This is a genomic window from Nonomuraea muscovyensis (genome assembly GCF_014207745.1).
In the GTDB taxonomy this organism is placed as follows: domain Bacteria; phylum Actinomycetota; class Actinomycetes; order Streptosporangiales; family Streptosporangiaceae; genus Nonomuraea; species Nonomuraea muscovyensis.
The window spans coordinates 944,822-966,154 of record NZ_JACHJB010000002.1 but is presented as its reverse complement, the minus strand read 5'-3'; the positions used below and the strand labels follow the sequence as shown (position 1 = coordinate 966,154).

General features: G+C 71.9%; 22 protein-coding genes and 1 pseudogene. 17 read left to right on the top strand and 6 right to left on the bottom strand.

The window, feature by feature from the left end:
• The first annotated feature begins 6 nt into the window (after positions 1–6).
• The 15 genes from FHU36_RS21115 to FHU36_RS46445 all read left to right on the top strand — a co-directional run bounded on the left by FHU36_RS21115 (position 7) and on the right by FHU36_RS46445 (position 13,111).
• Complete coding sequence (locus FHU36_RS21115) at positions 7–1,188, top strand: CaiB/BaiF CoA transferase family protein (protein ID WP_185085656.1); 1,182 nt, start codon at positions 7–9, stop codon at positions 1,186–1,188.
• A gap of 81 nt (positions 1,189–1,269) precedes the next feature.
• Complete coding sequence (fabG, locus tag FHU36_RS21110) at positions 1,270–2,010, top strand: 3-oxoacyl-[acyl-carrier-protein] reductase (protein WP_185085655.1); 741 nt, start codon at positions 1,270–1,272, stop codon at positions 2,008–2,010.
• On the top strand, positions 2,007–2,405 hold the full coding sequence (locus tag FHU36_RS44660; protein WP_221496493.1) for a 3-hydroxyacyl-ACP dehydratase FabZ family protein: 399 nt from the start codon (positions 2,007–2,009) through the stop codon (positions 2,403–2,405). Before fabG ends, FHU36_RS44660 begins: the two co-directional genes overlap by 4 nt.
• A complete protein-coding gene (locus tag FHU36_RS21100; RefSeq protein WP_221496492.1) occupies positions 2,398–2,898 on the top strand; it encodes a 3-hydroxyacyl-ACP dehydratase FabZ family protein in 501 nt (166 codons plus the stop codon). Before FHU36_RS44660 ends, FHU36_RS21100 begins: the two co-directional genes overlap by 8 nt.
• Positions 2,899–2,909: 11 nt before the next feature.
• Positions 2,910–3,164: an acyl carrier protein gene (locus tag FHU36_RS21095; RefSeq protein ID WP_185085654.1), complete on the top strand. Its 255-nt coding sequence runs from the start codon at positions 2,910–2,912 to the stop codon at positions 3,162–3,164.
• Position 3,165: 1 nt separating this feature from the next.
• The gene (locus FHU36_RS21090; RefSeq protein WP_185085653.1) at positions 3,166–4,371 is read left to right on the top strand and encodes a beta-ketoacyl-[acyl-carrier-protein] synthase family protein; all 1,206 of its coding nucleotides are present in this window, start codon (positions 3,166–3,168) and stop codon (positions 4,369–4,371) included.
• The gene (locus FHU36_RS21085) at positions 4,368–5,393 is read left to right on the top strand and encodes a beta-ketoacyl synthase N-terminal-like domain-containing protein (RefSeq protein WP_185085652.1); all 1,026 of its coding nucleotides are present in this window, start codon (positions 4,368–4,370) and stop codon (positions 5,391–5,393) included. Before FHU36_RS21090 ends, FHU36_RS21085 begins: the two co-directional genes overlap by 4 nt.
• The gene (locus tag FHU36_RS21080; RefSeq protein ID WP_185085651.1) at positions 5,390–6,520 is read left to right on the top strand and encodes a beta-ketoacyl synthase N-terminal-like domain-containing protein; all 1,131 of its coding nucleotides are present in this window, start codon (positions 5,390–5,392) and stop codon (positions 6,518–6,520) included. Before FHU36_RS21085 ends, FHU36_RS21080 begins: the two co-directional genes overlap by 4 nt.
• Positions 6,517–7,296, top strand: coding sequence for a beta-ketoacyl synthase N-terminal-like domain-containing protein (locus FHU36_RS21075; RefSeq protein WP_185085650.1), 780 nt, complete (start codon positions 6,517–6,519; stop codon positions 7,294–7,296). The genes FHU36_RS21080 and FHU36_RS21075 overlap by 4 nt, the downstream gene beginning before the upstream one ends.
• Complete coding sequence (locus FHU36_RS21070) at positions 7,293–8,117, top strand: alpha/beta fold hydrolase (RefSeq protein ID WP_185085649.1); 825 nt, start codon at positions 7,293–7,295, stop codon at positions 8,115–8,117. Before FHU36_RS21075 ends, FHU36_RS21070 begins: the two co-directional genes overlap by 4 nt.
• A gap of 12 nt (positions 8,118–8,129) precedes the next feature.
• Positions 8,130–8,993 carry a thioesterase family protein gene (locus FHU36_RS21065; protein ID WP_185085648.1) on the top strand — a complete coding sequence of 288 codons (864 nt, stop codon included), beginning with the start codon at positions 8,130–8,132 and terminating at the stop codon, positions 8,991–8,993.
• Positions 8,990–9,649, top strand: coding sequence for a 2-hydroxychromene-2-carboxylate isomerase (locus FHU36_RS43645; protein WP_221496490.1), 660 nt, complete (start codon positions 8,990–8,992; stop codon positions 9,647–9,649). Before FHU36_RS21065 ends, FHU36_RS43645 begins: the two co-directional genes overlap by 4 nt.
• On the top strand, positions 9,646–10,386 hold the full coding sequence (locus FHU36_RS43640) for a class II aldolase/adducin family protein (RefSeq protein WP_221496489.1): 741 nt from the start codon (positions 9,646–9,648) through the stop codon (positions 10,384–10,386). The genes FHU36_RS43645 and FHU36_RS43640 overlap by 4 nt, the downstream gene beginning before the upstream one ends.
• A 20-nt stretch (positions 10,387–10,406) precedes the next feature.
• Positions 10,407–11,885 (top strand): AMP-binding protein, encoded by a 1,479-nt coding sequence (locus FHU36_RS21055; RefSeq protein WP_185085647.1) that lies wholly within the window; start codon positions 10,407–10,409, stop codon positions 11,883–11,885.
• A complete protein-coding gene (locus FHU36_RS46445; RefSeq protein ID WP_185085646.1) occupies positions 11,882–13,111 on the top strand; it encodes a cytochrome P450 in 1,230 nt (409 codons plus the stop codon). The genes FHU36_RS21055 and FHU36_RS46445 overlap by 4 nt, the downstream gene beginning before the upstream one ends.
• A gap of 56 nt (positions 13,112–13,167) precedes the next feature.
• Here the strand turns inward: FHU36_RS46445 and FHU36_RS21045 are convergent, their stop codons facing one another.
• The 6 genes and pseudogenes from FHU36_RS21045 to FHU36_RS21020 all read right to left on the bottom strand — a co-directional run bounded on the left by FHU36_RS21045 (position 13,168) and on the right by FHU36_RS21020 (position 18,325).
• Positions 13,168–13,770, bottom strand: coding sequence for a hypothetical protein (locus tag FHU36_RS21045; protein WP_185085645.1), 603 nt, complete (start codon positions 13,768–13,770; stop codon positions 13,168–13,170).
• Positions 13,771–13,946: 176 nt separating this feature from the next.
• A complete protein-coding gene (locus FHU36_RS21040; protein WP_185085644.1) occupies positions 13,947–14,789 on the bottom strand; it encodes a helix-turn-helix domain-containing protein in 843 nt (280 codons plus the stop codon).
• A 125-nt stretch (positions 14,790–14,914) separates the two neighbouring features.
• On the bottom strand, positions 14,915–15,934 hold the full coding sequence (istB, locus tag FHU36_RS21035; protein ID WP_185085643.1) for an IS21-like element helper ATPase IstB: 1,020 nt from the start codon (positions 15,932–15,934) through the stop codon (positions 14,915–14,917).
• A pseudogene (locus FHU36_RS21030) lies at positions 15,931–16,152 on the bottom strand (hypothetical protein); the annotation flags it as partial. The pseudogene FHU36_RS21030 and the gene istB, both read right to left, overlap by 4 nt.
• Before the next feature lie 441 nt (positions 16,153–16,593).
• The gene (locus FHU36_RS21025; RefSeq protein WP_185085642.1) at positions 16,594–17,442 is read right to left on the bottom strand and encodes a helix-turn-helix domain-containing protein; all 849 of its coding nucleotides are present in this window, start codon (positions 17,440–17,442) and stop codon (positions 16,594–16,596) included.
• A 73-nt stretch (positions 17,443–17,515) separates the two neighbouring features.
• Positions 17,516–18,325 carry an alpha/beta fold hydrolase gene (locus FHU36_RS21020; protein ID WP_246502521.1) on the bottom strand — a complete coding sequence of 270 codons (810 nt, stop codon included), beginning with the start codon at positions 18,323–18,325 and terminating at the stop codon, positions 17,516–17,518.
• A gap of 432 nt (positions 18,326–18,757) precedes the next feature.
• Here FHU36_RS21020 and FHU36_RS21015 point away from each other — a divergent pair, with 432 nt between their 5' ends.
• Positions 18,758–19,660 carry an ABC transporter ATP-binding protein gene (locus FHU36_RS21015; protein ID WP_185085641.1) on the top strand — a complete coding sequence of 301 codons (903 nt, stop codon included), beginning with the start codon at positions 18,758–18,760 and terminating at the stop codon, positions 19,658–19,660.
• Positions 19,657–21,210, top strand: a complete 1,554-nt coding sequence (locus tag FHU36_RS21010; RefSeq protein WP_185085640.1) for an ABC transporter permease — start codon at positions 19,657–19,659, stop codon at positions 21,208–21,210. The genes FHU36_RS21015 and FHU36_RS21010 overlap by 4 nt, the downstream gene beginning before the upstream one ends.
• Positions 21,211–21,333: the final 123 nt, after the last annotated feature.

Genomic DNA, 21,333 nt, shown 5'->3' with positions numbered 1-21,333 from the left:
GCACCGATGAACCGCGAGGAGTTCTTCCGCGACGCCCGTTCCGACCTGACCGGCCCGCTGGACGGCGTCCGCGTCCTGGACGTGACGAAGGTCTGGTCGGGGCCGATGGCCACATGCGTGCTCGCCGACCTGGGCGCCGACGTCGTTCGGGTCGAACTGCCCGGCGGCCTCGACGGCGAGGTACCGCCGAAGATCCCCGGGACCGGGCTGTCCTGGTTCCGGCAGACCGTCAACCGCAACAAGCGCAGCGTCGGTCTCGACCTGCGCGAGAAGGACGGCCGGGAGACCTTCCTGCGGATGGTCGCCGTCAGCGACGTCGTGGTCGAGAACTACCGGCCGGGCACCCTGGACGGCTGGGGCGCCGGCTACGCGGCCTGCCGCGCGGCCCAGGCGGACATCGTCTTCGTCTCCATCTCCGGCTACGGCCAGTACGGGCCCCGCTCGTCCCTGCCCGGATACGACCCCGTCCTGCAGGCGTACGGCGGGTGGATGTCGCTCAACGGCGAGCCCGGCGGCGGGCCGGTGCGGGCGCAGACGTTCATCGCGGACGAGATGGCGGGCCTGCACGGCGCGATCGGCGCGCTGGCCGCGCTGCGGCACCGCGACCGTACCGGCGAGGGGCAGCACGTGGACGTGGCCATGCTCGACGCCCTCCTCGCGGGCAGTTCGGGCCTGCTCACCCTGGCCGCCACGGGCCGCCCGCCGGCACGCAACGGCAACGAGACCGACTTCGTCGTCCCGGCCAACGTGTACGCCTGCGCCGACGGTTCGATCTACCTGGCGGTGGCGCTCAACCGGCAGTGGCGGGCGCTGGCCGCCGCGATCGGCAGGCCGGAGCTGGCCACGGCGCCCGGCTTCGGCACGGCGGCGGAGCGGCTGGCCAACCGCGCCGCGGTCAACGAGGCGGTGGCGGCCTGGTGTGCCGAGCGCGGCGTCGAGCAGGTCCTGAAGGCGCTGGACGCGTGCGCGGTGCCCGCCGCGCAGGTGCGCGACCTGGCGGACGTGGCGGCCGACCCCCAGGTCGCCGAGCGCGAGATGCTCCAGGACGTCACGCTGCACGACGGCACGACGGCGCCGCTGACCGGCCCCCCAGCGAAGTTCTCCCGCACGCCGACCCGCATCAGGCGCGCCGCGCCGCGGGCCGGAAACGACACCGAGGACGTGCTCCGCGAGTGGGGACTGGCTTAAAAACAAGAATCTTGTACACCCTTGCGAAGACACGAGAGCCTCGGTCAGTATTGAGGACATACAAGAAGCCAGGAGGCTGAAATGTCAGCACAGCGCCGAGCTCTGGTGACCGGCGCGTCACGGGGGATCGGCCGCGCGGTGGCGATCCGGCTGGCGCAGCAGGGTTACGCGGTCGCCGGGTGCTACAGCGCCGGGAGCGACGCGGCGGCCAAGACCGAGGCCGAGGTACGCGCCCTGGACGTGCCGTCCTACTTCGGCGTCTGCGACGTGACGGACCTGGCGGCCGTGGAACGTTTCGTGCGCGAGGCCGAGGAGGCCATCGGCCCCATCGACGCGCTGGTCAACAACGCCGGGATCACCCGCGACAGCCCGCTGGTGCTGACGCGGCCCGAGGACTGGCACCTGGTCATCCAGACGAACCTGACCGGCACCTGGCATCTCTGCCGCACGCTGGCCTTCCGCTTCATGAAGCGCAGGAGCGGCTGCATCGTCAATATGTCGTCCGTCGCCGGCGTGTACGGCAACGCCGGCCAGACCGCCTACTCGGCCAGCAAGGCCGGCATCATCGGCCTGACCAAGTCCCTGGCCAAGGAGGTCGCCGGGCACGGTGTCAGGGTCAACGTGGTCGCGCCGGGCTTCATCGAGACCGACATGACCGACGCCCTGCCCGGCAAGGTCCGCGACCAGGCGCTGACCCAGATACCGCTGCGCCGGTGGGGCAGCGCGGACGAGGTGGCCGACCTGGTCGCGTATCTCGTTTCTGACGGGGCCTCGTATGTGACCGGGCAGGTGTTCCAGGTGGACGGGGGCATCCGGCTGTGACGTCCGTCGCCGACTGGACCCTGGCGCCGCCGCCCGGCCGGGCCGCGCCCCTCGCGGCGGTGGACGCCTACCGGGTCACCCAAGGGGACGACGAGGTGCGGGTGGAGGCCAGGTTCGCGATCCGCCACGATGAGGAGACGCTGCGCGGGCACTTCCCCGGCCTGCCCATCTACCCCGGCGTGTTCGTCGTCGAGAGCGTCCTGCAGGCCGTCGCCCTGGCGTACGGCAGGCCCGCGCGGCTGCGCGAGCTGCGCTCGATCCGCTTCCTCGCCCCGCTGCTGGCCGGCGACGAGCTGCGCCTCGACGTCAGGATCCGCGGCGAGGTCGCCAAGGGCGGATGCGCCCGGCAGGACGGCGCCACCGCCGTGCAGCTGACGGCGGTGGTGGATGTCTGAGCGCCCGCCCGAGCTGTCCGAGCATCACCGGATCAAGGCGCTGCTGCCGCAGCGCCACCCGCTCCTCCTCGTCGACAGGGTCGTGAGCGTGCGGCCGGGCCACTCGCTCAGCGCGGTCAAGGCCGTCACCGCCGCGGAGCCCTGCTACCGCGACGTCCCCGACGGCGCTCCCGCGAGCGCGTACGCCTACCCCGCCTCGCTGCTGCTGGAGTCCCTCGGCCAGGCGGCCGCGCTGCTATGGCTGGCCGAGGCGGGGGCGATCGGCCCGGACCACGTGCTGATGTTCGCCGGCGCGCGTGGCTACCGCCTGCTGGGCGAGGCCCACCCCGGCGACGTCCTGCGTCACGACGTCGAGATGACGCAGGTCAAGGCCGACACCGTCTTCGCGACAGGGCAGACCTACGCAGGCTCCACCTTGATCGCGACCGCGGACACCCTCATCGCGGTGCGCCGCCCGAGGTCCGTCCTGGAACCAGCAACGATCAGTCAGTAGGAGGCAGTCCCATGACCATGGCCGAGCAGCGGATGGAGGAGCTCAGGGAAATCGTCGCCGAGGTCCTGGAGATGGAGCCGGAAGAGATCAGCGACACCGGTGACTTCATGGACGACTACGACGCCGACTCCCTGCGCGCCATCGAGATCCTGGCCCGGCTCGACAAGAAGTACAGAGTCGAGATCCCCCAGTCCGAGTTGCCGGAGATGCGCAACCTGAAGGCCGTCTACGAAGCCGTCGCCAAGTATGCGGGCTGGCAGGACTGACGTGCCCCGCGTGGTGGTCACCGGGCTCGGCCCGGTCTCGAGCATCGGCACGGGGATCGAGGAGTTCGCCCGGGGGCTGCGCGCCGGCCGTTCGGGCATCTCCGAGATCACCGGTTTCGATGTGAGCGGCTTCCCGCACCGGCGCGGCGGGGAGGTGCACGACTTCGCGCCCGAGGCCACCCTGCGCCGGCTGACCCCGGCCGAGTGGGGCCGCTCCAGCCAGTTCGCCGCGGTGGCCGCCCGCCTGGCGGCCACCGACGGCGGCTTCGACCCCGCCGGGGACGAGCCGGGCAGGGCGGGCGCGGTGATCGGCACCACCAGCGGCGAGTCGGTGGTCATGGAGGCGCTCACCGAACAGATCGTCACCACCGGGTTCGACGGCATGAGCCCCGGCCTGCTGGAACAGCTGCCCGCCAACAGGCTGGCCCACGCGGTCAGCGCCGAGCTGGGGCTGACCGGCGAGTCCCTGACGCTGGCCACCGCCTGCTCGGCGAGCAACTACGCCATCGGCTACGCCTACGACCTCGTCCACTCCGGCCAGGCGGACGTGATGTTCGCCGGCGGCGCCGACTCGGTCTGCCGGTGGGCCCACGCGGGCTTCTTCCGGCTCGGCGCGCTGACCAAGGACGCCTGCACGCCCTTCGACCGCGACAGGTCCGGCATCCTCACAGGTGAGGGCGGGGCCATCCTCATGCTGGAGAGCCTGGAACACGCCCGCCGCAGGGGCGCGCGGATCTACGCCGAGGTTCTCGGCTACGGGCTCAACTGCGACGCCAACCACCCCGTGGCCCCCGACGCCGCCAGCATCGCCGACTGCATGCGCACCGCCCAGCGCAACGCCGGTGTGAAGCCGTCGGAGGTGGACTACGTGTGCGCCCACGGCACCGGCACGCCCGCCAACGACACCGTCGAGGCTCGCGCCATCTTCGAGGTCTTCGGGCCGAAGCCGCCTCCGGTCAGCTCCATCAAGTCCATGATCGGCCACACCATGGGGGCGGCGAGCGGGTTCGGCGCGATCGCCGCCATCTTCGCGATCGACCGGGGCTTCCTGCCGCCGACCATCAACTGGACCACGCCCGACCCGGCGTTCGCCGACCTCGACCCGGTGCCCAACACCGCCCGGCAGGCCCGGGTCCGCGTGGTGCAGAACAACGGGTTCGCCTTCGGCGGCAACAACGCCATCACCCTCTTCGGAGCACTCGCATGACCGGCCTCGTCGTCACCGGCTGGAGCTCCATCACGGCGGCGGGCGTCGGGGAGGCGCCGCCGCTGGAGCCTCTCCCGGCCGCGCGGGTCACGGATCTGTTCGAGGAGGCGCTGCCCGAGGAGTCGGCGCCGGTCCTGACCGGTTTCGACGTCCGCGCCCACCTCGGCCGCAAGGGCACCGGCTCCTACGACCGCGCGACCGCGCTGGCCACCACGGCCTGCGGTGAAGCCCTCAAGGCAGGCTCGGTCGAGGTGAACGACGCGACCCGCGGCCGGATCGGCGTGGTCCTCGGAACGACCGTGGGCAGCTTCAGATCGACCAGCGACTACAGCAGGGACACCCTGGTCCAGGAGAAGCCGTACCTGGTGAATCCGCTGCTGTTCCCCAACACGGTGATGAACTGCGCCGCCGGCCAGGCCGCCATCCGCCACGGCCTGAAGGGCGTCAACTCCACCGTCGCCGGCGGGCCGCTCGCCTTCCACCAGGCGCTGCGCTACGCGGCCAACGCGCTCGAGCGTGGTTACGCCGACGTCATGCTGGTGGGCTGCGTCGAGGAGTACAGCCCGCACCGCGCCTGGCAGACGGCCGCGGCGCGACGCTCCGGCCCGACGGGTGAGGGCACGGCGGTCTTCGTCGTCGAGCGCGCCGACGCCGCGCGCCGCCCCGGCAGCACCGTCCAGGCCGAGGTCCTCGCGGTGGCGACCGCCTTCGGCTGGGGCGACGCGGCCGCCGACGCGCTCGCCGGATGCGTCCTGCGGGTGCTGCGCGAGGCCGGAGTGACCGCCGGTGAGGTGACCGCCGTCGCCACGGGGGACGCGCAGGAGTACGAGCCGGCCGCGCGGGCCCTCGGTCACCGCCCGGAGCGGGTCACGGTCAGCGAGCTGTACGGCCAGTGCGACGCCGCGACGGGCGGGCTCTCCCTTGGCGCGCTGCTGGGGCGGCGCCTCGGCGGCGTCGCCCTGCTGACCGCCCGGACCCGGGACGGCGGCGTCGGGGCCGCGCTCGTGCGGGGACCCTCGTGACGGCGCTGATCCTCGGCGGTGCGACGCTCACCAGCCTGGGCGACGGGGCGGCGACCTTCACGGCGCTGCTCGCGGGTGACGCCGGCCCGGTCCCGCTGGCGCACGGCGACCCCGGACGGCTGCGGGTCACCCGGGGCCACCATGTCCCGGACGGCGACCCGAACACGCCCTTCCGCGCGAGCGGGTGGCTGACCAGGTGCGTGCGGGAGGCGCTCGACGCCTCCGCGGTGGACCCGGCACGGACCAGGGTGGCCTGCGTGGTCGGCTCGGGACTGCGCGAGCTCGCCGCCGTCGAGCTGCTGGACCCGCGCGCCGTCCCGGTGCAGAGGCTGCACTTCGCGCACGCCGTACGGCGGGCCGCCCCCGAGATCGGCGAGGTGGTCACCGTCTCCAACGCCTGCAGTGCGGGCGGCCACGCGCTGGCCCTCGCCCAGGACATGGTGGAGCTGGGCGACGCCGACGCCGTCGTGGTGGCGGCGACCGACGCGATGACCGAGTCCATGCTCGCGATGATCGGCCGGGTCGCCGACGAGCCCACCGACCGGGTCAGGCCGTTCGACGCCGGCCGCACGGGCGTGCTGCTCGGCGAGGGCGCCGCGGCGTTCGTGATCGTGGCCGAGGGATCGCACCGCCCGGATCAGCGTGGCGCGGCCCTGGCCAGGGTGCTGGCCACCGGCCTGTCGTGCGACGCGCACCACGAGACGGCCCCGTCCGCCGAGGGGATCGGCAGGGCGATGCGTGACGCCTACCACCGGGCCGGCCGCCGGCCTCGCGAGACGGGGCTGGTGCTGGCCCACGGCACCGGCACGGCACTGAACGACCCCACGGAGTGCGCGGCGCTACGCGACGTGCTCGTCGCCGACGGGGGCGACCCGTTGATCACCGGGGTCAAGGGCGCCGTCGGCCACACGTCCGGCGTCGCGGCGCTGACCAGCCTCGACGTCGCCCTGCGCTGTCTGCGGACCGGGCGGGTGCCGCCGATCACCGGCCTGCGCACGCCGCTGCCCGAGGGCAAGGACCTGCGTCTGCTGATTGGTGAGCCCGCCCCGACGCCCGGCGGGCTCGTCCAGCTCGACGCGTTCGGCTTCGGCGGCGTCAACGCCGTCACCCTGCTGGAGCGGCCATGACGGCGGCAGCGGCGGTGGTGGGCACCGCCGTCCACGATCCCGGCCTCGACGCCCGTCAGGTGCTGGGCCGCAAGGGACTGCTCTACAAGGAGCCGGCCACCCGGCTGGCCCTGTGCGCGGTACACCAGGCGCTGGCTCTGGAGCCGGGCGAGCGCCCGGACTGGCCGCTGCGGCCGCGCACCGCCGTCGTCGCCTGTTCCAACCTCGGAAACGTGCAGACGGTGTCCGAGGTGACCAGGGCGGTGCGCGCGGGCGGCGTCAGGGAGGTCAGCCCGATGGCCGCGCCCAACGCCTCCAGCAACGTCATCGCGAGCACGGTCGCGCTCTGGTTCCGCCTCGGCGGGCCCAACCTCATGATCTGCTCGGGCGCGACGGCCGGCCTGGACGGGCTGGCCATGGCGCTCAGACTGCTCCGCGCCGGACGCGCCGACCAGGTGGTGCTCGTGGGCGCCGAGCCGGCGGACGAGGTGGCCACCGCCCTGTACGGTCCGTCGTTGCGTGCGGGCGCGGCCTGCGTGCTGCTGGAGGCGGAAGGGGACGTGCTGGTCGAGGCCCCGACTGCGGGCGAGCCGTCCCCGGGCGGGCCGTCCCCGAGCGGGTCCGTGGCGCAGGAGCCGGCCGGCGACCTGTACGGCGCGCACGGCGTGGCGGCGGTCGCGCTGGCCGCGCGCGCGGTGGTGGCGGGGCACACCGAGACGGTGACCGTCACCTGCGGCTCCGCCGAGGACGGCTGGCGCTCGGCGCTCGTCCGGCGACGGCGGGAGGCCCCGCGATGAACTGCCCGATCGACGTCCACGTGCTGCGCCACGGCGCACCCCGGGTGCTCCTCGTGCACGGCCTCGAGGACGGCTGGGCGAGCTGGCGGGAACTCGCCGGCCAGCTGCCCTCCGGCTGGGGCGTCGCCGCACTCGACCTGCCATGGCGGGCGGGCAACGACTACCGGTGGCGGCAGAGCGCCACCCCGTCGCAGTGGCTGCGTGCCGGGCTCGACCTGCTGGGCGAGCCCGTCGACGCGGTCGTCGCGCACTCCTTCGGCGCCAACGCGGCGCTGGGCCTCATGGCCGCTGGTGACCGGGCGATCGGCGCGGCGGCCGCCCTCATCTGCCCGCTCTACCGGCCGCCGACCGCCGAGGTGACGTGGCGGATGCTCGACCGCTCCCACCACACGTTCGTGGAGAACATCCGCGAAGGCGTCCGCGCCCGGCTCGGCCCCCGCGCCGCGCGCACCGACGTCGAGGTGCTGGACGGCATGCTGGCCAAAGCCGTGGACCGGGTTGGCCCGCTGGGGCTGCTGGCGACGTTCGACCAGTTCGTGGCCAGCGCCGACCTGCCGCTGCACGCAGTGGAGCAGCCCACCATGATCCTGGCGGGCGGTGCGGACCCCGTCCTGTCGACCGCCACCGCCGAACGGCTCGCCGAGCGCATCCCGCGGGCCACCCTGCGCACCCACCAGGACTTCGACCACTACTGCCACATCCGCCAGCCGGCCCGGGTGGCCGAACTGCTGGGCGGGTTCCTCGGCACGCTGCCCGTGCTCGGACCCGCGTTCAAGCCCGTGCTCAAGCCCGTGCTCAAGAATGCCCGTGCTCAAGAATGAAGGAAGGGCGAGATGACCAGTGCCGCCGCACCGCCGGTGACGGAGAGCATGCACCGGCCGCGCTACGAGGGCGCGAACATCCGCACCTGGATCGGCTTCAAACACTTCATGTACATCGTGGAAGAGGCGGTCCTCGACTGGTTGCGGGAGCACACGCCGGGCGCGCGGCGCCTCTACCACGAGCACGGGCTCGGGGTGGAGATCGTGGACTGCAGCGTGCTGCTGCCCTCCGTCATGGAGGTGGACGACGAGGTGCGGGCGCGGGTGACGCCGGCCGGGCCGGGACGGTTCGCCGTGCAGCTCCACGTCGATCGGCTGGTGCTACGCGGCAAGGTCACCGTCGCCCTGGTGCCCGAGGCCGATCCGCCCGCGCGCCTGCCGTACTCCGGCGACCTCCCGATCGCGAACCTCGATGGCGCGGGGGAGCGGGTGGAGCGGTTGCCGGACGGGTTCGCGTGGTCGTGGCGGGCCCCGTACTTCTACTGCCACTTCTCCGACCGGGTCCAGCATTCCGGATATGTCAGGGCGTTGGAGGAGGTGGTGGACAGGTTCCTGGTCGATCGCGGCATCTCGGTCGGCAGGCTGCTGGCCGAGCGCGGCTGGATCCCCGTCGTCTCCAGGGCCAGAGTGACGATGCTCGGCGCCGCCCATATGGAGGAAGAGATCCACACGACGTTCACGGTCGAGGAGATCCTGCGCGGCTCCGTGTTCGACGGCAGGATGGACTGCTTCGTCCGGCGGGGCGAGGAGGTGGTGCGGGTGGCCACGGCCAAGATCCTGCACGGCTACGCCCTCAGCAGGGGGCCGCGGGCCGGGCAGATCGCCGAGCTGGATGACGCCGTCATCGCCGCCCTCACCGGGGGTGGCCCGGCGTGAAGCGGCGGCCCCGGCTCTACTTCTCCTTCCGCAGCCCCTACAGCTGGCTCACCGTGCACCGGCTGCGTGCGGCCGTGCCCGACGCGTTCGACAGCCTCGACTGGTTCCCGTACTGGGACCCGGACAAGCGGACCGAGGACGCGCTGGCCGAGCGGCAGGCCGAGTTCCACTACGTGCAGATGAGCCGGGCCAAGCACCTCTACCTGCTCATGGACACCAAACGGCTCGCGCAGCGCCTCGGCCTGGCGATGGCCTGGCCGGTCGACGTGGACCCGTGGTGGGAGCTGCCCCACCTGGCGTTCCTGGCCGCCAGGAGGCAGGGCCTGGCCGCGCCGTTCTACGACGCCGTCATCCGGGCGCGCTGGCAGCGCGGCGAGAACATCTGCACGCCCGAGGTGGTGGCGGCGGCCGCCGCGAACGCCGGGCTGGACCCGCTCCTCGCCACCGGCGCACCGCAGGACCCCGACATCCGGGCCGAGGCGGTGGAGTGCCTGGTCACGGCGTACGAGGACGACGTGTTCGGCATTCCCTACCTGAAGTGGGGGCGGCACCGATTCTGGGGCTACGACCGCCTGGACGACTTCCTGGACGCGTGGCGCCCACCCGCCGCCGAGGGCGCGCCGTACGACACCGACACGGCTGGAGGCTGCGGATGACACGCAGGACGCGCACCCCCGAGGAGGAACGGCTGCACCGCAGGCAGCGGCTCGCGGCGGCGCTGCGGATCTTCGCCGACCGCGGGTTCGACGAGGGAGTGGGCGGCCACATCACCGCGAGGGACCCCATCCTGCCCCACTGCTTCTGGGTCAACCCCTTCGGCATGCACTTCGGCCATGTCAGGGTGAGCGACCTGCTCCTGGTCGACGAGACGGGCACAGTCGTGCAGGGCGACGGCAAGGTCAACCCCGCCGGGTTCGTCATCCACTCCCACGTCCATGCCGCCAGGCCGGACGTGGTCGCGGCCGCCCACACCCACTCGACGTTCGGCAGGGCCTGGTCGACGCTCGGCCGGCGGCTTGACCCGATCACGCAGGACGTGTGCGCCTTCTACGAGGACCACGAGCTGTACGACGACTACACGGGCGTGGTGCTCGACGACGAGGAGGGCAAGCGCATCGCCCAGCGGCTGGGCGGCGCCAAGGCGGTGATCCTGCGCAACCACGGCCTGCTCACCGTCGGCGGCAGCGTGGAGGAGGCCGCCTGGTGGTTCGTCACGATGGACCGCTCGTGCCAGGTCCAGCTCCTCGCCGAGGCCGCCGGCGAGCCGCGCCTCATTCAGCCCGCCGAGGCGCGCACGGCCAGGGAGCAGATCGGCACACCCGGCATCGGCCGGCTCAACTTCCGCCCGCTCTACGCCGACATCGTCCGCCGCCAGCCCGACCTGCTCGACTGAACCAGAGGAGTGCCCAGCCCATGGCCGTCCTGCTGACCGGTGGCCCCGCCGACCGGCCCACCATCGCCGACGAGGACCTCGCGCTGACCAGAGGCGAGCTCAACGCCAGGGTGAACCGGTGGATCCGGTTGCTCCCCGGGGGAACGGCGCCGGTCGCCGTCGTCGCCGGCAACCGCGTCGACACCATGGGCGTGGTCCTGGCCTGCCTGCACGCGGGACGCACCGCCGTGCCGATCAACTGGCACCTGACCGCGCCCGAGATCGCCTACCAGCTGGACGACTCCGGCAGCGCGGTCGTGGTGTGCGACGAGACGCGGGCGGCCGTGGTCGCGGAGGCCATCCGGCGGACCGAGACAGCCGCGCCGGCGATGCTGGTGCTCGGCCGGGTGGACGCCGAGCTGGCCACGCTGCCGGACGCCGAACCCGCCGCGCAGGTCTGCGGGGCGCTCATGCTCTACACCTCAGGGACGACCGGGCACCCCAAGGGCGTGGTGAACGGGCTGTTCGCCACCGGCGCCCCGTTCCGGCGGGTGGACAGCCTGCTGGCCTTCTCCGAGAGGGCGCTGGGCGTCCCGGGCGACGGCACCATGCTGCTCGCCGGCCCGTGGTACCACTCCGCGCAGCTGTTCTTCGGCCTGCTGCCGCTGCTGCGGGGCAGCAGGCTGCTGATGACCGACCGGTTCGACCCGGAACGGACCCTGGAGTTGATCGACAAGGAGGGGGTGACCGAGACCCACCTCGTCCCCACCCAGTTCGTCCGGATGCTCCGCCTGCCCGCCGACATCAGGAACGGCTTCGACGGCCGCACCCTGCGGCGCGTGTGGCACGGCGGCGGCCCGTGCTCCGTCGAGGTCAAACGGCGGATGATCGAGTGGTGGGGCCCGTGCCTCGTCGAGTACTACGGGGCCACGGAGGGCGGGGTGGCCACGCTCATCGACTCCGCCGAGTGGCTCGCCAGGCCGGGCAGCGTGGGCCGCGCCGTGCCCCCCACTGAGGTGCTGGTCGTGGACGACGACGGCAGGCCCGTCGCGCCGGGGGTCGAGGGGCGCGTGTTCGTGCGCAGGCCGCCCAAGAACGACTTCCACTACCACAACGCCCCGGACAAGACCGCCTCCGTCCACCTGGCTCCCGGCGTGTTCACCTACGGCGAGCTGGGCCGCCTGGACGAGGACGGCTACCTCTTCTTGACCGGCCGCCACCAGGAGCTCATCGTCTCGGGCGGGGTCAACGTCTATCCGGCCGAGGTGGAGGCCGTGCTGCTCACCCATCCCGCCGTGCGGGACGCGGTCGTCGTGGGCGCGCCGGACGAGGAGTACGGCGAGCGGGTCGTCGCCTTCGTCCAGCTGGACGCCGACGTCCCGGTGGCGGAGCTCGACGCGCACTGCCGTACCAGCCTGGCCGGGTTCAAGGTCCCGCGCGACTACCGCAAGCTGGCGGAGCTGCCCCGCGAACCGACGGGCAAGGTACGCAGGCAGGTCCTCGCCGAGGTGCTGACGTGACGGGGATCGCGCATCCGGCCACGTTCGCCGCGGGCGTGCCGCACGACACCTTCGCCCGCCTGCGCAGGGACGAACCGGTCGCCTGGACGGAGGAGCCCGTCCTGGTGCGCCACAGCGCGGCCGGCCGCATCGCCGAGCGCGGCAGCGGATACTGGACGGTGACCCGGCACGCCGCGGTGGCCGAGGCCTCGCGCCGGACGGATGTCTTCTCCTCGGGCGAGCGCGGCGCGTTCCTGGTCGATCCCCGGACCAAGGCCGACTTGGCCAGGACGCGGGAGCTGCTGGTCAACATGGACGCGCCGCGGCACACGCGCATCCGCCGCCTGGTGACGTCCGTGTTCACCCCCAGGGCCGTGCGCGCTCTGGCCGACGGGATTCGCGCGCACGCCCGTGGTCTGGTGGCCTCGGTGGTGGAACGCGGCCGGTTCGACGCCGTGGACGACCTGGCCGCCGAGCTGCCGCTGCTGGTTCTGGCCGACCTGCTGGGCATGCCGCGGGCCGACCGGCACCTGCTGTTCCGGTGGAGCAATCACCTGGTGGGCTTCGACGACCCCGAATACGGCGGCGGCGACATCGACGCCTACCGGCAGGTCTTCGTCGAGGCGTTCTCGTACGCGCTGGAGCTGGCGGCCCAGCGGCGGGCCAGGCCGGGCGAGGACCTGGTGAGCCTGCTGGCCACGGCGGAGGTCGACGGCCGGCGGCTGTCCGACCGGGAGTTCTGCCACTTCTGGATGCTGCTGGTGGTGGCGGGCAACGAGACGACACGCCACCTCATCTCCGGAAGCCTGCACGCCCTGGCCGAGCACCCCGACCAGCTCGCCCGCCTGTGCGCGGAGCCGTCGCTGGTGCCGGCGGCGGTGGAGGAACTGCTGCGCTGGGTCACCCCGATCATGCAGTTCCGCCGGACCGCCACCTGCGACACCGAACTGGACGGGCAGAAGATCGCCAAAGGCGACAAGGTGGTGCTCTACTACGTCTCCGCCAACCGCGACCGCGCGGTCTTCGCCGACCCTGACCGCCTCGATCTGGGCCGCGACCCGAACCCGCATCTGTCTTTCGGGGTGGGGGCGCATTTCTGCCTGGGCGCGAGCCTGACCAGGCTGGAGGCCAGAACGCTGCTGGAGGAACTGCGCCCCCACCTCGCCGGGCTGGCGCTGGACGGCGCGCCGGAGCGGCTGGAGTCCAACTTCGTCAACGGCCTGAAATCGTTGCCCGTCCGCCTGTGAGGAGCCGGGCGGCCGGCCGCTGGGCAGGCATCGCCACCGCGGGGGGAGACCGGTTGCTAGGAAGGGACGACGCCGCGCTTGCGGAGCCGGCCGATCCAGCCCTGTGCGGTGTGCGCGGGGACGTTGTAGTGCTTGGCCACCCCGGCGATGCTGCCGACGTCGCCGTAGACGCGCTGGAGTTCGTCGGGGTCCGGCATCTTGCGGTAGGCGCGCGCTCCGGGCACCGGTGTCTTGGGCCGCGAGACGGTGCGCTTGGAGCGGTGCGGGCGCTCAGCCTCCTTGTCCTGCGGCTCGGGCACAACCGGTTGGGACACGGCCGGCTGAGGCGCAGCCGCCTGGGGCGCAGGCACCTCAGGGGCGGGGACCTCAGGGGCCGGGACCTGGGGCGCGGCCGGGGTGGAGACCGTCGGCTGGGCCGCGGTGACCGGCACAGGGGCGCGGGACGCCGCCTCGCCGGCGAAGGCGCGCGCGAGGCACTCCAGATCCACCGAGGGAAACGGTCCACTGGTCAGATCGGCCCCCGCCTGGGCCCGCATGGTCATCTCGACGACGTGAGCCTGGCCGTCCACCACCTCGATCCGGACGGTCATCTGCGGACCGGCCTTGAGGACCGACCCCTCGTCGGTCTCCTGGGTGATCGCCACTGAGTATTGCTTCACCACGACCTCTTCCACTATGGCAGCAGAGCGTAAACCTGGACAGCGACCCTGCTGCGAGGGGTGGCGGGGAACCTCAACTCAACTGCACGGTGGGGCTACTATTCAAACATCAATCATGATAGTAGCGTGCGTCAGCCTTATGTCAACGCTACATACCCAAGAACCCATCAGGGCTGCTAGGAACACGAGGCGCACTGCGGGGCGACCAGCGCGGAAGCCACATGGGTGCACTCGTATTGCTCCGCCGGCCGGCACTGCATCGAAAGCAGGCCCGCGCTGGTGAGAGTGGTCAGGTGCCTGCGCGTGCTCTGCGGGTCCATGTGGTGGCGGTTGGCCAGCTCGTCGGCCGTGCGCGGCTGGCGCAGGTCCTCCAGAAGCGAGAGGCGGCAGTTTCCGACCAGCCTGTGCAGGTGGTCCAGGGAAGCCCATCCGGCGGCCCCGCGCGCGGGATAGAGGAGGACGGCGGGCTTGGGCGGCTCCGCGGCCAGCAGCACGACCCGGTTCGACAGGAGCGTGGGCATCAGGATCAGGCCGTTGGTGCAGGCGCTCGGCTCGGCGTCGCAGCGGGTGTCCACCCGCAGGATCTCGCCGTCGAAGTGGACCCACGGGTGCAGGTCGGCGAAGAAGTCAACCAGCCCGCCCTCGGCCAGCCGCCGCATCCGGTGTCTCAGGTCGGCTTCCAGGAGGTCGCGGAGCCTGTCCCAGAGAGGGGGCGAGAGGGGCACGTCGTCGGGGCGCGGCACCCTGCCGTGGTGCTGGTGAGGGCGGGGCGGCGCCGGGCGCTGCCGCTTGAGCCGCCTGGCGCAGCCGAGGCGGGCGACTCCTGATGGGCGGCGCAGGGTGATGTGAACGAGCGACGACCTGTGCGTCGCGCTCTCGCCGCTCGCCAGGGGGAAGATCCGCGGGCTGTCGGCGAAGCGCATGCCGGTGAGCGCGGCGACGATGGGCGAGACCTTCAGCTGGATGCTGGCGGGCTGCCGGCGGTCGAGGAGCAGGCGTACGGCCATCGTCACCGCCATCGGGCGACGAGAGAACGCATAGCAGAAGCTACAGTGCCTTTCGCGCGAGGTAAGAAGACGTCGCAGGCCTTCACCATTCCCCCTTTTGTCAAGTGGCGCTCTCCCCGTCGGCCAGGCTCTCACCCCTACCAGCCACGGGTCAATCCCCTATAAAGGGCACACGTCTCCAGCATGTGTGTCGTTCTCGGGTTTTGGGGCATATCGGTCTGCATTCTTCGATGTCTCGTCAGATACGGCAGCCGTAGATCGTAACTTCCAAGGCGTTGCCGCTGGTCGTGTGCCGTGACGTGAAGAGCCGCCGCGATAATGTCAAGGTGTGACTCAAGATAGGCCGCGGCGGCTCGTGCCGTCACGGTAGCGCATGACGACCACACCGCTCTGGTAAGGCGTGCTGGTGTCCTGGTTCGTGCCTGTTTCATCCGGAAGGACTCGCCCTCGGTGGCCACGACGATGCTGTGGTGCAGCAGCCGGTCGAGCAGACTGACGGCGGTGGTGTGTTCGGGCAGGAAGCGTCCCCATTGGTCGAAGGGCCAGTGCGAGCCGATGCCGAGGGCGCGGCGTTCGTAGGCGGCGGCGACGAACCGGAACAGCAGCTGGGCGCCGGTGTCGTCGAGCGGGGCGAAGCCGACCTCGTCGATGACGATCAGGTCTGCGCGTAGCAGGTTCTCGATCACGCGGCCGACGGAGTTGTCGGCCAAGCCCCGGTAGAGGGTTTCAACGAGTTCGGCGGCGGTGAAGTAGCGGACTTTGTGCCCGGCCTGGATCGCGGCGATGCCGAGCGCGATGAGGCTGTGGGATTTGCCGGTGCCGGCCGGGCCGACCGCGCAGTAGTTCTCCGCTGCCCGAATCCACTCCAGCGAGGCGAGGTAGTCGAAGGTCGCTTTCGGGATCGAGGAGGCCGCGACGTCGAACTCCTCGATGGTCTTGAGCACGGGGAAGGCGGCGGCCTTCATCCGGGCGCGGGCGTTGGAGGCATCACGCGCGGCCAGTTCGGCGTCGATGAGCGTGCGCAGGAACTCCTCCGGATTCCAACGCTGTGTGCGGGCGGTGATCAGCAGCTCGGGAGCCAGCCGGCGGATCGCCGACAGCTTCAGGCGGCGCAACCCGCCATCGAGATCGGCGGGCAGCGGGGCGGGCGCGGTCATGACACCTGTCCGATCTTGTCCAGGGTGTCCTCGGCCAGCGAACGGGTCGGGACCGGAGGCAGTTCCAGAACCAGCGCATCGCCGGCGGGTGCCGGGTGCGGTGTTCCGGACCCGGCGGCCAGGATCGAGCGCACGTCCTCGGCCCGCCAGCGGCGAAAGGTCACCGCCCGCTCCAGTGCTGCGGTGAGTGCCTGCTCGCCGTGCGCGGCCTGCAGCGCGGCCAACTCGACCAGGTCGCGGCGGAGGTCGAGCGTCGGCTGCAGGTTCTCCTGCGCCACATCGGATACCAGCCCTGATCTCCTAGGCTCGATCTTCGCCTCTCATGCTCCCCGCCTCCGGCCCGCCGCCCTCAATTGTCAACAGCGGCCCATGCAGCGGCGCGATAGCGCTACCTGGGCGCGGGCGAGCCCGCGGGTGGCGAGCAGCAGCGCCGCGACGGCGAGCAAGGCTGCGGCGTCGGGGAAGATGGCGGCCGGCGTCTGGAAGAGTCGCGTCCCGTCGTCGGCATCACACTCCTCGCGCCGAGTGCCGGGCAGGAAGTTCTCGAGACGCGGTCGCGACCAGCGAACCTTCCGGTGGGACTTTGACGAAACGGCCCTGACTCGGCGGGTTTCTCAATCTGCGCATCGCGTGGCAGCCGCATCGTGTGGGCAAGCTGTTCAACGAAGGTCGAGGATACGTTCGCCACCCTTCGCAGAGCGCCGGGTTGGCGATGAAGCTGGCCACGCGACGTCGTCGATCGCGAGCCACGGCGCGCCGGCCAGGGCCGTGGGTGTGAGCCCGGCAAACGTCGTGACCTCGCGGTGAAGGTGGGACTGGTCGACGTAGCCGCTCTCGGTGGCAACGTGGGCGGCGGCGTGACCCGCCGCGAGCAGGTGGGCGGCGTGGTCGAAGCGCACCAGTCGGGCGGCGCGTTTGGGTGTGATGCCGAGCTGGGACCGGAAGCGGGACCACAGGCGCTTGCGGCTCCAGCCGACCTCGTCCGCCAGGCCGTCGACCCGCACCCGCCCCCGGCTGGTGAGCGTCCGCCGCCAGGCGTAGGCGACCTGCGGATCGACCGGTGGGTGGGCGCCCAGCCGTCGGGCGAGGATGTCCACCGCGATCGTGAACCGTTCGTCCCACGACGCGGCGGCGCGCAGCCTGTCCTCGGCTCGCCCGGCGTCGCGGCCCCAGACATCCTCAAGGGCTACCACCGTCCCGCTGAGCTCGGCCGATGCGCCGAACAACGCAGCCGCCGTGACCGCCTCCAGCCGGATCTGGAGGCACTCGCCGACTCCCCGGCCAGTTGCCCGGAGATCGCCGGGGAGGAGCCCGACGACGACACTGCCGCGCTCGTACCGGCCATGGCTTTCGTAGACGACGCCTTCTCCCTCGCTCAGATCGACGAGCAGGGTGACGGACGGGTACGCGACCATGTCGATGTCCACATCGGCCGGGGCACGATGGCGGAAGCCGGCCATGCTGACCCCGGGCAGCCGAACCGACGGGCGCGGGACTGCGACGTCCACCCACGCCCAGTCAGGTGGCGTCCCGGTCGACAACACGTGACCAGTCTAGGCCTCAGGGATCACGGGTGGGCTGTCAGCGGCCCGTTGCCGTGAAGCCCAGCAGCAGTTTGCCGGTCGTCTCGGGCGCTTCCAACATGGGTAGGTGCCCGACGCCGGGCAGCAGCTCGACCCGCGCGTTCGGCACCGCGTCGTACTGGCGCGCCGACGACGGCTCCCAACGGGGGTCGGCGGCGCCGAAGATCGCCAGCACGGGGACCTCGAGGGCGGCGAGACGCTCGGGCACGCTCCGCTCGGCGATGTACGCGGTGTTCCGGCGCAGCACCGTCCTCATCACGCGGTAGGTGATGCCCCGTACGTCGGCGACCACGTCGTCCGGGACGTCCACCGGGCGAGCGGCCGTCGCGCTGATCCCCCTGCGGATCATCGCGTCCGAACGCCTCGACCACAGGAGCGGGCCCAAGGGCGGGGCCAACAGGACCCGAAGGATGAACGGCTGCCGAAGGAGCGCATCCGGACTTGGGCCACTACTGATCAGTGCAAGCGAACCCACGAGGTCGGGACGTTGTTCGGCAAGCGCGGTGGCGACGTAGCCGCCGCTGGAGTGCCCGACCGCGGCGAGGTGACGAAGTCCGAGGTCGTCCAGCAGCGCCGCCACCCGGCCCGCCTGCGCAGGCACGTCGTACGACGGCGCGGGCGGTGACTTGCCGCAGCCCGGGAGGTCGACCCGGATGACGTGATGGTGGCCGGCCAGTGCGGGGACCACCGGGTTCCAGAAGCCGCCCGAGGCCCCCGATCCGTGGATGAGCAACAACGGCGGCGCCTGCCGCGGGCCGTCATGGACCACGTGCATCCCATGCGAGTGCTCAATGTCGTACTCACTCATGCGGAGACTATGCACGGGCGGTCGACTATCAGTCTTGGACAAATGTTCCCGCGGAGGTGACGACCTACGTCCGTCGAGCGAGCCGTTCACGTGGAAGGCGAAGAACACATCCACGGATTCGACGGTTAAGGTGGCGGGCAGGTCGGTGCGCGCGGTCGTTCGCCTCTGGTCGCTTCAACCCCAAGCTGTTCCCGCTGATCAAGCGCCTGTCCCTGAGCAAGTACTGCTGACCCGTCGCGCTCCCTCACGAGGCGTAGCTGCGCGCCACGGCCCAACGGCGGGCGTTCGAGCGGATCGCGTCGCACGTCCGCCGTCCTACGCGCATCACGGCCCGCTCGTACAGGACGAAGGTCCCGGCGCCTGACACCCTACGACCCTGTCCCTCCCGGCTGCCGGACAAGACGCTGGAGGCCCGAGGGAGAGGAACCCGAGATGTCCGCAGTGGTGGTCACAGGACTGCGCAAGGAGTACGGGACGGTCAAGGCCGTCGACGGAGTGAGTCTCACCGTCGAGCGGGGCGAGGTGTTCGCGCTGCTCGGCCCGAACGGGGCGGGCAAGACCACGACCGTGGAGATCCTGGAAGGGCACCGGCGCCGCGACGGGGGAGAGGTGTCGGTGCTCGGCTTCGATCCGGCCACCGGCGGCCGGGCCTATCGTGAGCGCATCGGGATCGTGCTGCAGGAGGCCGGGTTCGAGGAGGAGTTCTCCGTCGTCGAGCTGGTCCGCCTGTACGCCGGCTTCTATCCCCGGCCTCGCGACCCGGACGAGGTCATCGAGCAGGTGGGACTGAAGGACAAGCGTGACGCCCGGGTACGGGCGTTATCCGGGGGGCAGCGGCGCCGCCTGGACCTGGCGCTCGGCCTGGTCGGCGCGCCGGAGCTGCTGTTCCTGGACGAGCCCACCACCGGCTTCGACCCCTCGGCCCGGCACCACGCCTGGGAGCTGATCGACGGCCTGCGCTCGTCCGGCACCACGATCCTGCTCACCACCCACTACATGGACGAGGCCCAGCACCTGGCCGACCGGGTGGCGGTGTTGCGCGCGGGCCGCCTGGTGGCGGTCGGCGCGCCGGACACCCTCATCGCGGCCGAGCGCACGAGCGTGCTGTCCTTCCGGCTGCCCGAAGGGACGGCTCTCGCCGATCTGCCGCCGCTGACCGGTCACATCGAGGCGCACGGCACGGCGGTGTCGGTCCAGACCGACCAGCCCGCCCGTGACATGCATGCCCTGACCGGCTGGGCGCTGGAGCGCGGCACCGAGCTGACCTCTCTGACGCTGGCCCGGCCGTCGCTGGAGGACGTCTATCTCGACCTGGTGAACGAGGCGACATCATGATCGGCAGGCTGGTCTGGCACGAGACCCGATCCTTCTTCCGCACGCCGATCGCGGCCGGCTTCACCGTCGCGATGCCGCTGCTGATGGCGGTGATCGTGGGTGCCGCGGTGGGCAACCAGGTCGTCGAGCCCCGGACGGGCGTGCGGGTGATGCAGTTCGTCATCCCGGTCATGGCCGTGTTCGGCGTGGCGCAGGGGTGCTTCGGCGCCCTCGCCATTCACCTGGCCGACCTTCGCGACCGCGGCTGGCTGAAGCGGCTGCGCGGCACGCCGGTGCCCGCCTGGGCCGTGCTGGCCGGGCTGGTGGGCGCGTCGCTCGTGATCGCGGCGGCGACGGTCGCCGTGCTGCTGGTGGTGGGTGTGGTCTTCTACGATCTGCAGATGGTGTGGCGGACGCTGCCCGCGCTGCTGGTCACTTTGCTGCTGGGAGCGTTCTGCTTCACCGCGCTCGGCTTCGCCGTGGTCGCGCTGGTGCGCAGCGCGGCGGCGGTGCAGTTGATCGGCACCGGGCTGCTGCTGGCACTGGCGTTCATCTCCGACATCATCCTGATCGGTGCCCGGTTGCCGGCCTGGCTGGACACGGTGGGCTGGGTGTTCCCGCTGCGGCACCTCGGCAACGCCGTCCGCGACGACCTCAACCCGTTCCTGACCGGGTCCGGTTTCTACGGCGATCACCTGGCGGTGCTCGCGGCGTGGGGGATCGGCGGCGCCGCCGTGGCCGTGTGGCGCTTCCGCTGGGAACGGCCCCCGGCTCGGACGACAACCGGCCGGGCGGCGCGCGGACGCGTTGCGCGACGGGAGGGCCGGCCGGCGCCGTGGCGGCTCCTGGCCGGTCAGGCGGGGCACGCGGTGATCCGGCTGCGCCGTGACCTGTCCACGGCGTTCTTCACGGTGATCCTGCCGGTGCTGCTCCTGGCGCTCATCTCGCTGATCTTCGGCGAGGCCCGGGTCTCGGGTGTCCGGCTGCCGGTGTTCATGCTCGCCGCGATGATCACGTACACGGTGGGGGTCGCGTCGTACGTCAACATCGCCGAAGCCGTCGCCGGCGACCGCGAGCGCGGCGTGCTCAAGCGGCTGACCGGCACGCCGCTCCCGCGCTGGGCCTACCACGCGGGCTATCTGACCACCGCGCTCCTCGTCACCGTGGCCACCGCGATCGTGCTGGCGCTGGTCGCCGCGCTCGGGTACGACGTCACGATCGAACCGGCCATGATCCCCGGGATGCTCGCCGCGATCGTGCTCGGGGGCGCGTGCTTCGCCGTCTTCGGTGCTCTCGTGGTGGCGTTCGTGACCAAGCAGCAGACCGCGAACGCGGTCACACTGGGCACCTTCCTGCCGCTGGCCTTCGTCTCCGACGTGTTCGTCATCGGCGGGGAACTGCCCGGGGTGCTGCGTACGATCGGCGACGTCTTCCCGCTCAAGCACATCTCCCACACGCTCCTGGCCGTGCTGGATCCGGCGGGCCGGCCGTGGCCCTGGACGGATCTCGCCGTGGTGGCGGCCTGGACGCTGGCCGGCGGCGCGGTCCTCGCCCTCAAGGAAGGACGTTAGACCCCGTTCGGTGCCGTGCCTCCAGCATGCTGATGCGGTGATGTGCGGTACGACAGGCGCTCCGGCGGCATGAACGGCCGAAAGCTCAAAGGACCGTCCGCAGTGGACTGTCTGATGTCCGCT

Coding starts and splice junctions, on each gene's coding strand:
- istB (WP_185085643.1), bottom strand. CDS start 15,934: ATGACCGCGCCCGCCCCGCTGCCCGCCGATCTCGATGGCGGGTTGCGC.
- FHU36_RS21070 (WP_185085649.1), top strand. CDS start 7,293: ATGAACTGCCCGATCGACGTCCACGTGCTGCGCCACGGCGCACCCCGG.
- FHU36_RS21100 (WP_221496492.1), top strand. CDS start 2,398: ATGTCTGAGCGCCCGCCCGAGCTGTCCGAGCATCACCGGATCAAGGCG.
- fabG (WP_185085655.1), top strand. CDS start 1,270: ATGTCAGCACAGCGCCGAGCTCTGGTGACCGGCGCGTCACGGGGGATC.
- FHU36_RS21095 (WP_185085654.1), top strand. CDS start 2,910: ATGACCATGGCCGAGCAGCGGATGGAGGAGCTCAGGGAAATCGTCGCC.
- FHU36_RS21115 (WP_185085656.1), top strand. CDS start 7: ATGAACCGCGAGGAGTTCTTCCGCGACGCCCGTTCCGACCTGACCGGC.
- FHU36_RS21065 (WP_185085648.1), top strand. CDS start 8,130: ATGACCAGTGCCGCCGCACCGCCGGTGACGGAGAGCATGCACCGGCCG.
- FHU36_RS21015 (WP_185085641.1), top strand. CDS start 18,758: ATGTCCGCAGTGGTGGTCACAGGACTGCGCAAGGAGTACGGGACGGTC.
- FHU36_RS43640 (WP_221496489.1), top strand. CDS start 9,646: ATGACACGCAGGACGCGCACCCCCGAGGAGGAACGGCTGCACCGCAGG.
- FHU36_RS21055 (WP_185085647.1), top strand. CDS start 10,407: ATGGCCGTCCTGCTGACCGGTGGCCCCGCCGACCGGCCCACCATCGCC.
- FHU36_RS21085 (WP_185085652.1), top strand. CDS start 4,368: ATGACCGGCCTCGTCGTCACCGGCTGGAGCTCCATCACGGCGGCGGGC.
- FHU36_RS21010 (WP_185085640.1), top strand. CDS start 19,657: ATGATCGGCAGGCTGGTCTGGCACGAGACCCGATCCTTCTTCCGCACG.
- FHU36_RS21040 (WP_185085644.1), bottom strand. CDS start 14,789: ATGGCGGTGACGATGGCCGTACGCCTGCTCCTCGACCGCCGGCAGCCC.
- FHU36_RS21020 (WP_246502521.1), bottom strand. CDS start 18,325: ATGAGTGAGTACGACATTGAGCACTCGCATGGGATGCACGTGGTCCAT.
- FHU36_RS21075 (WP_185085650.1), top strand. CDS start 6,517: ATGACGGCGGCAGCGGCGGTGGTGGGCACCGCCGTCCACGATCCCGGC.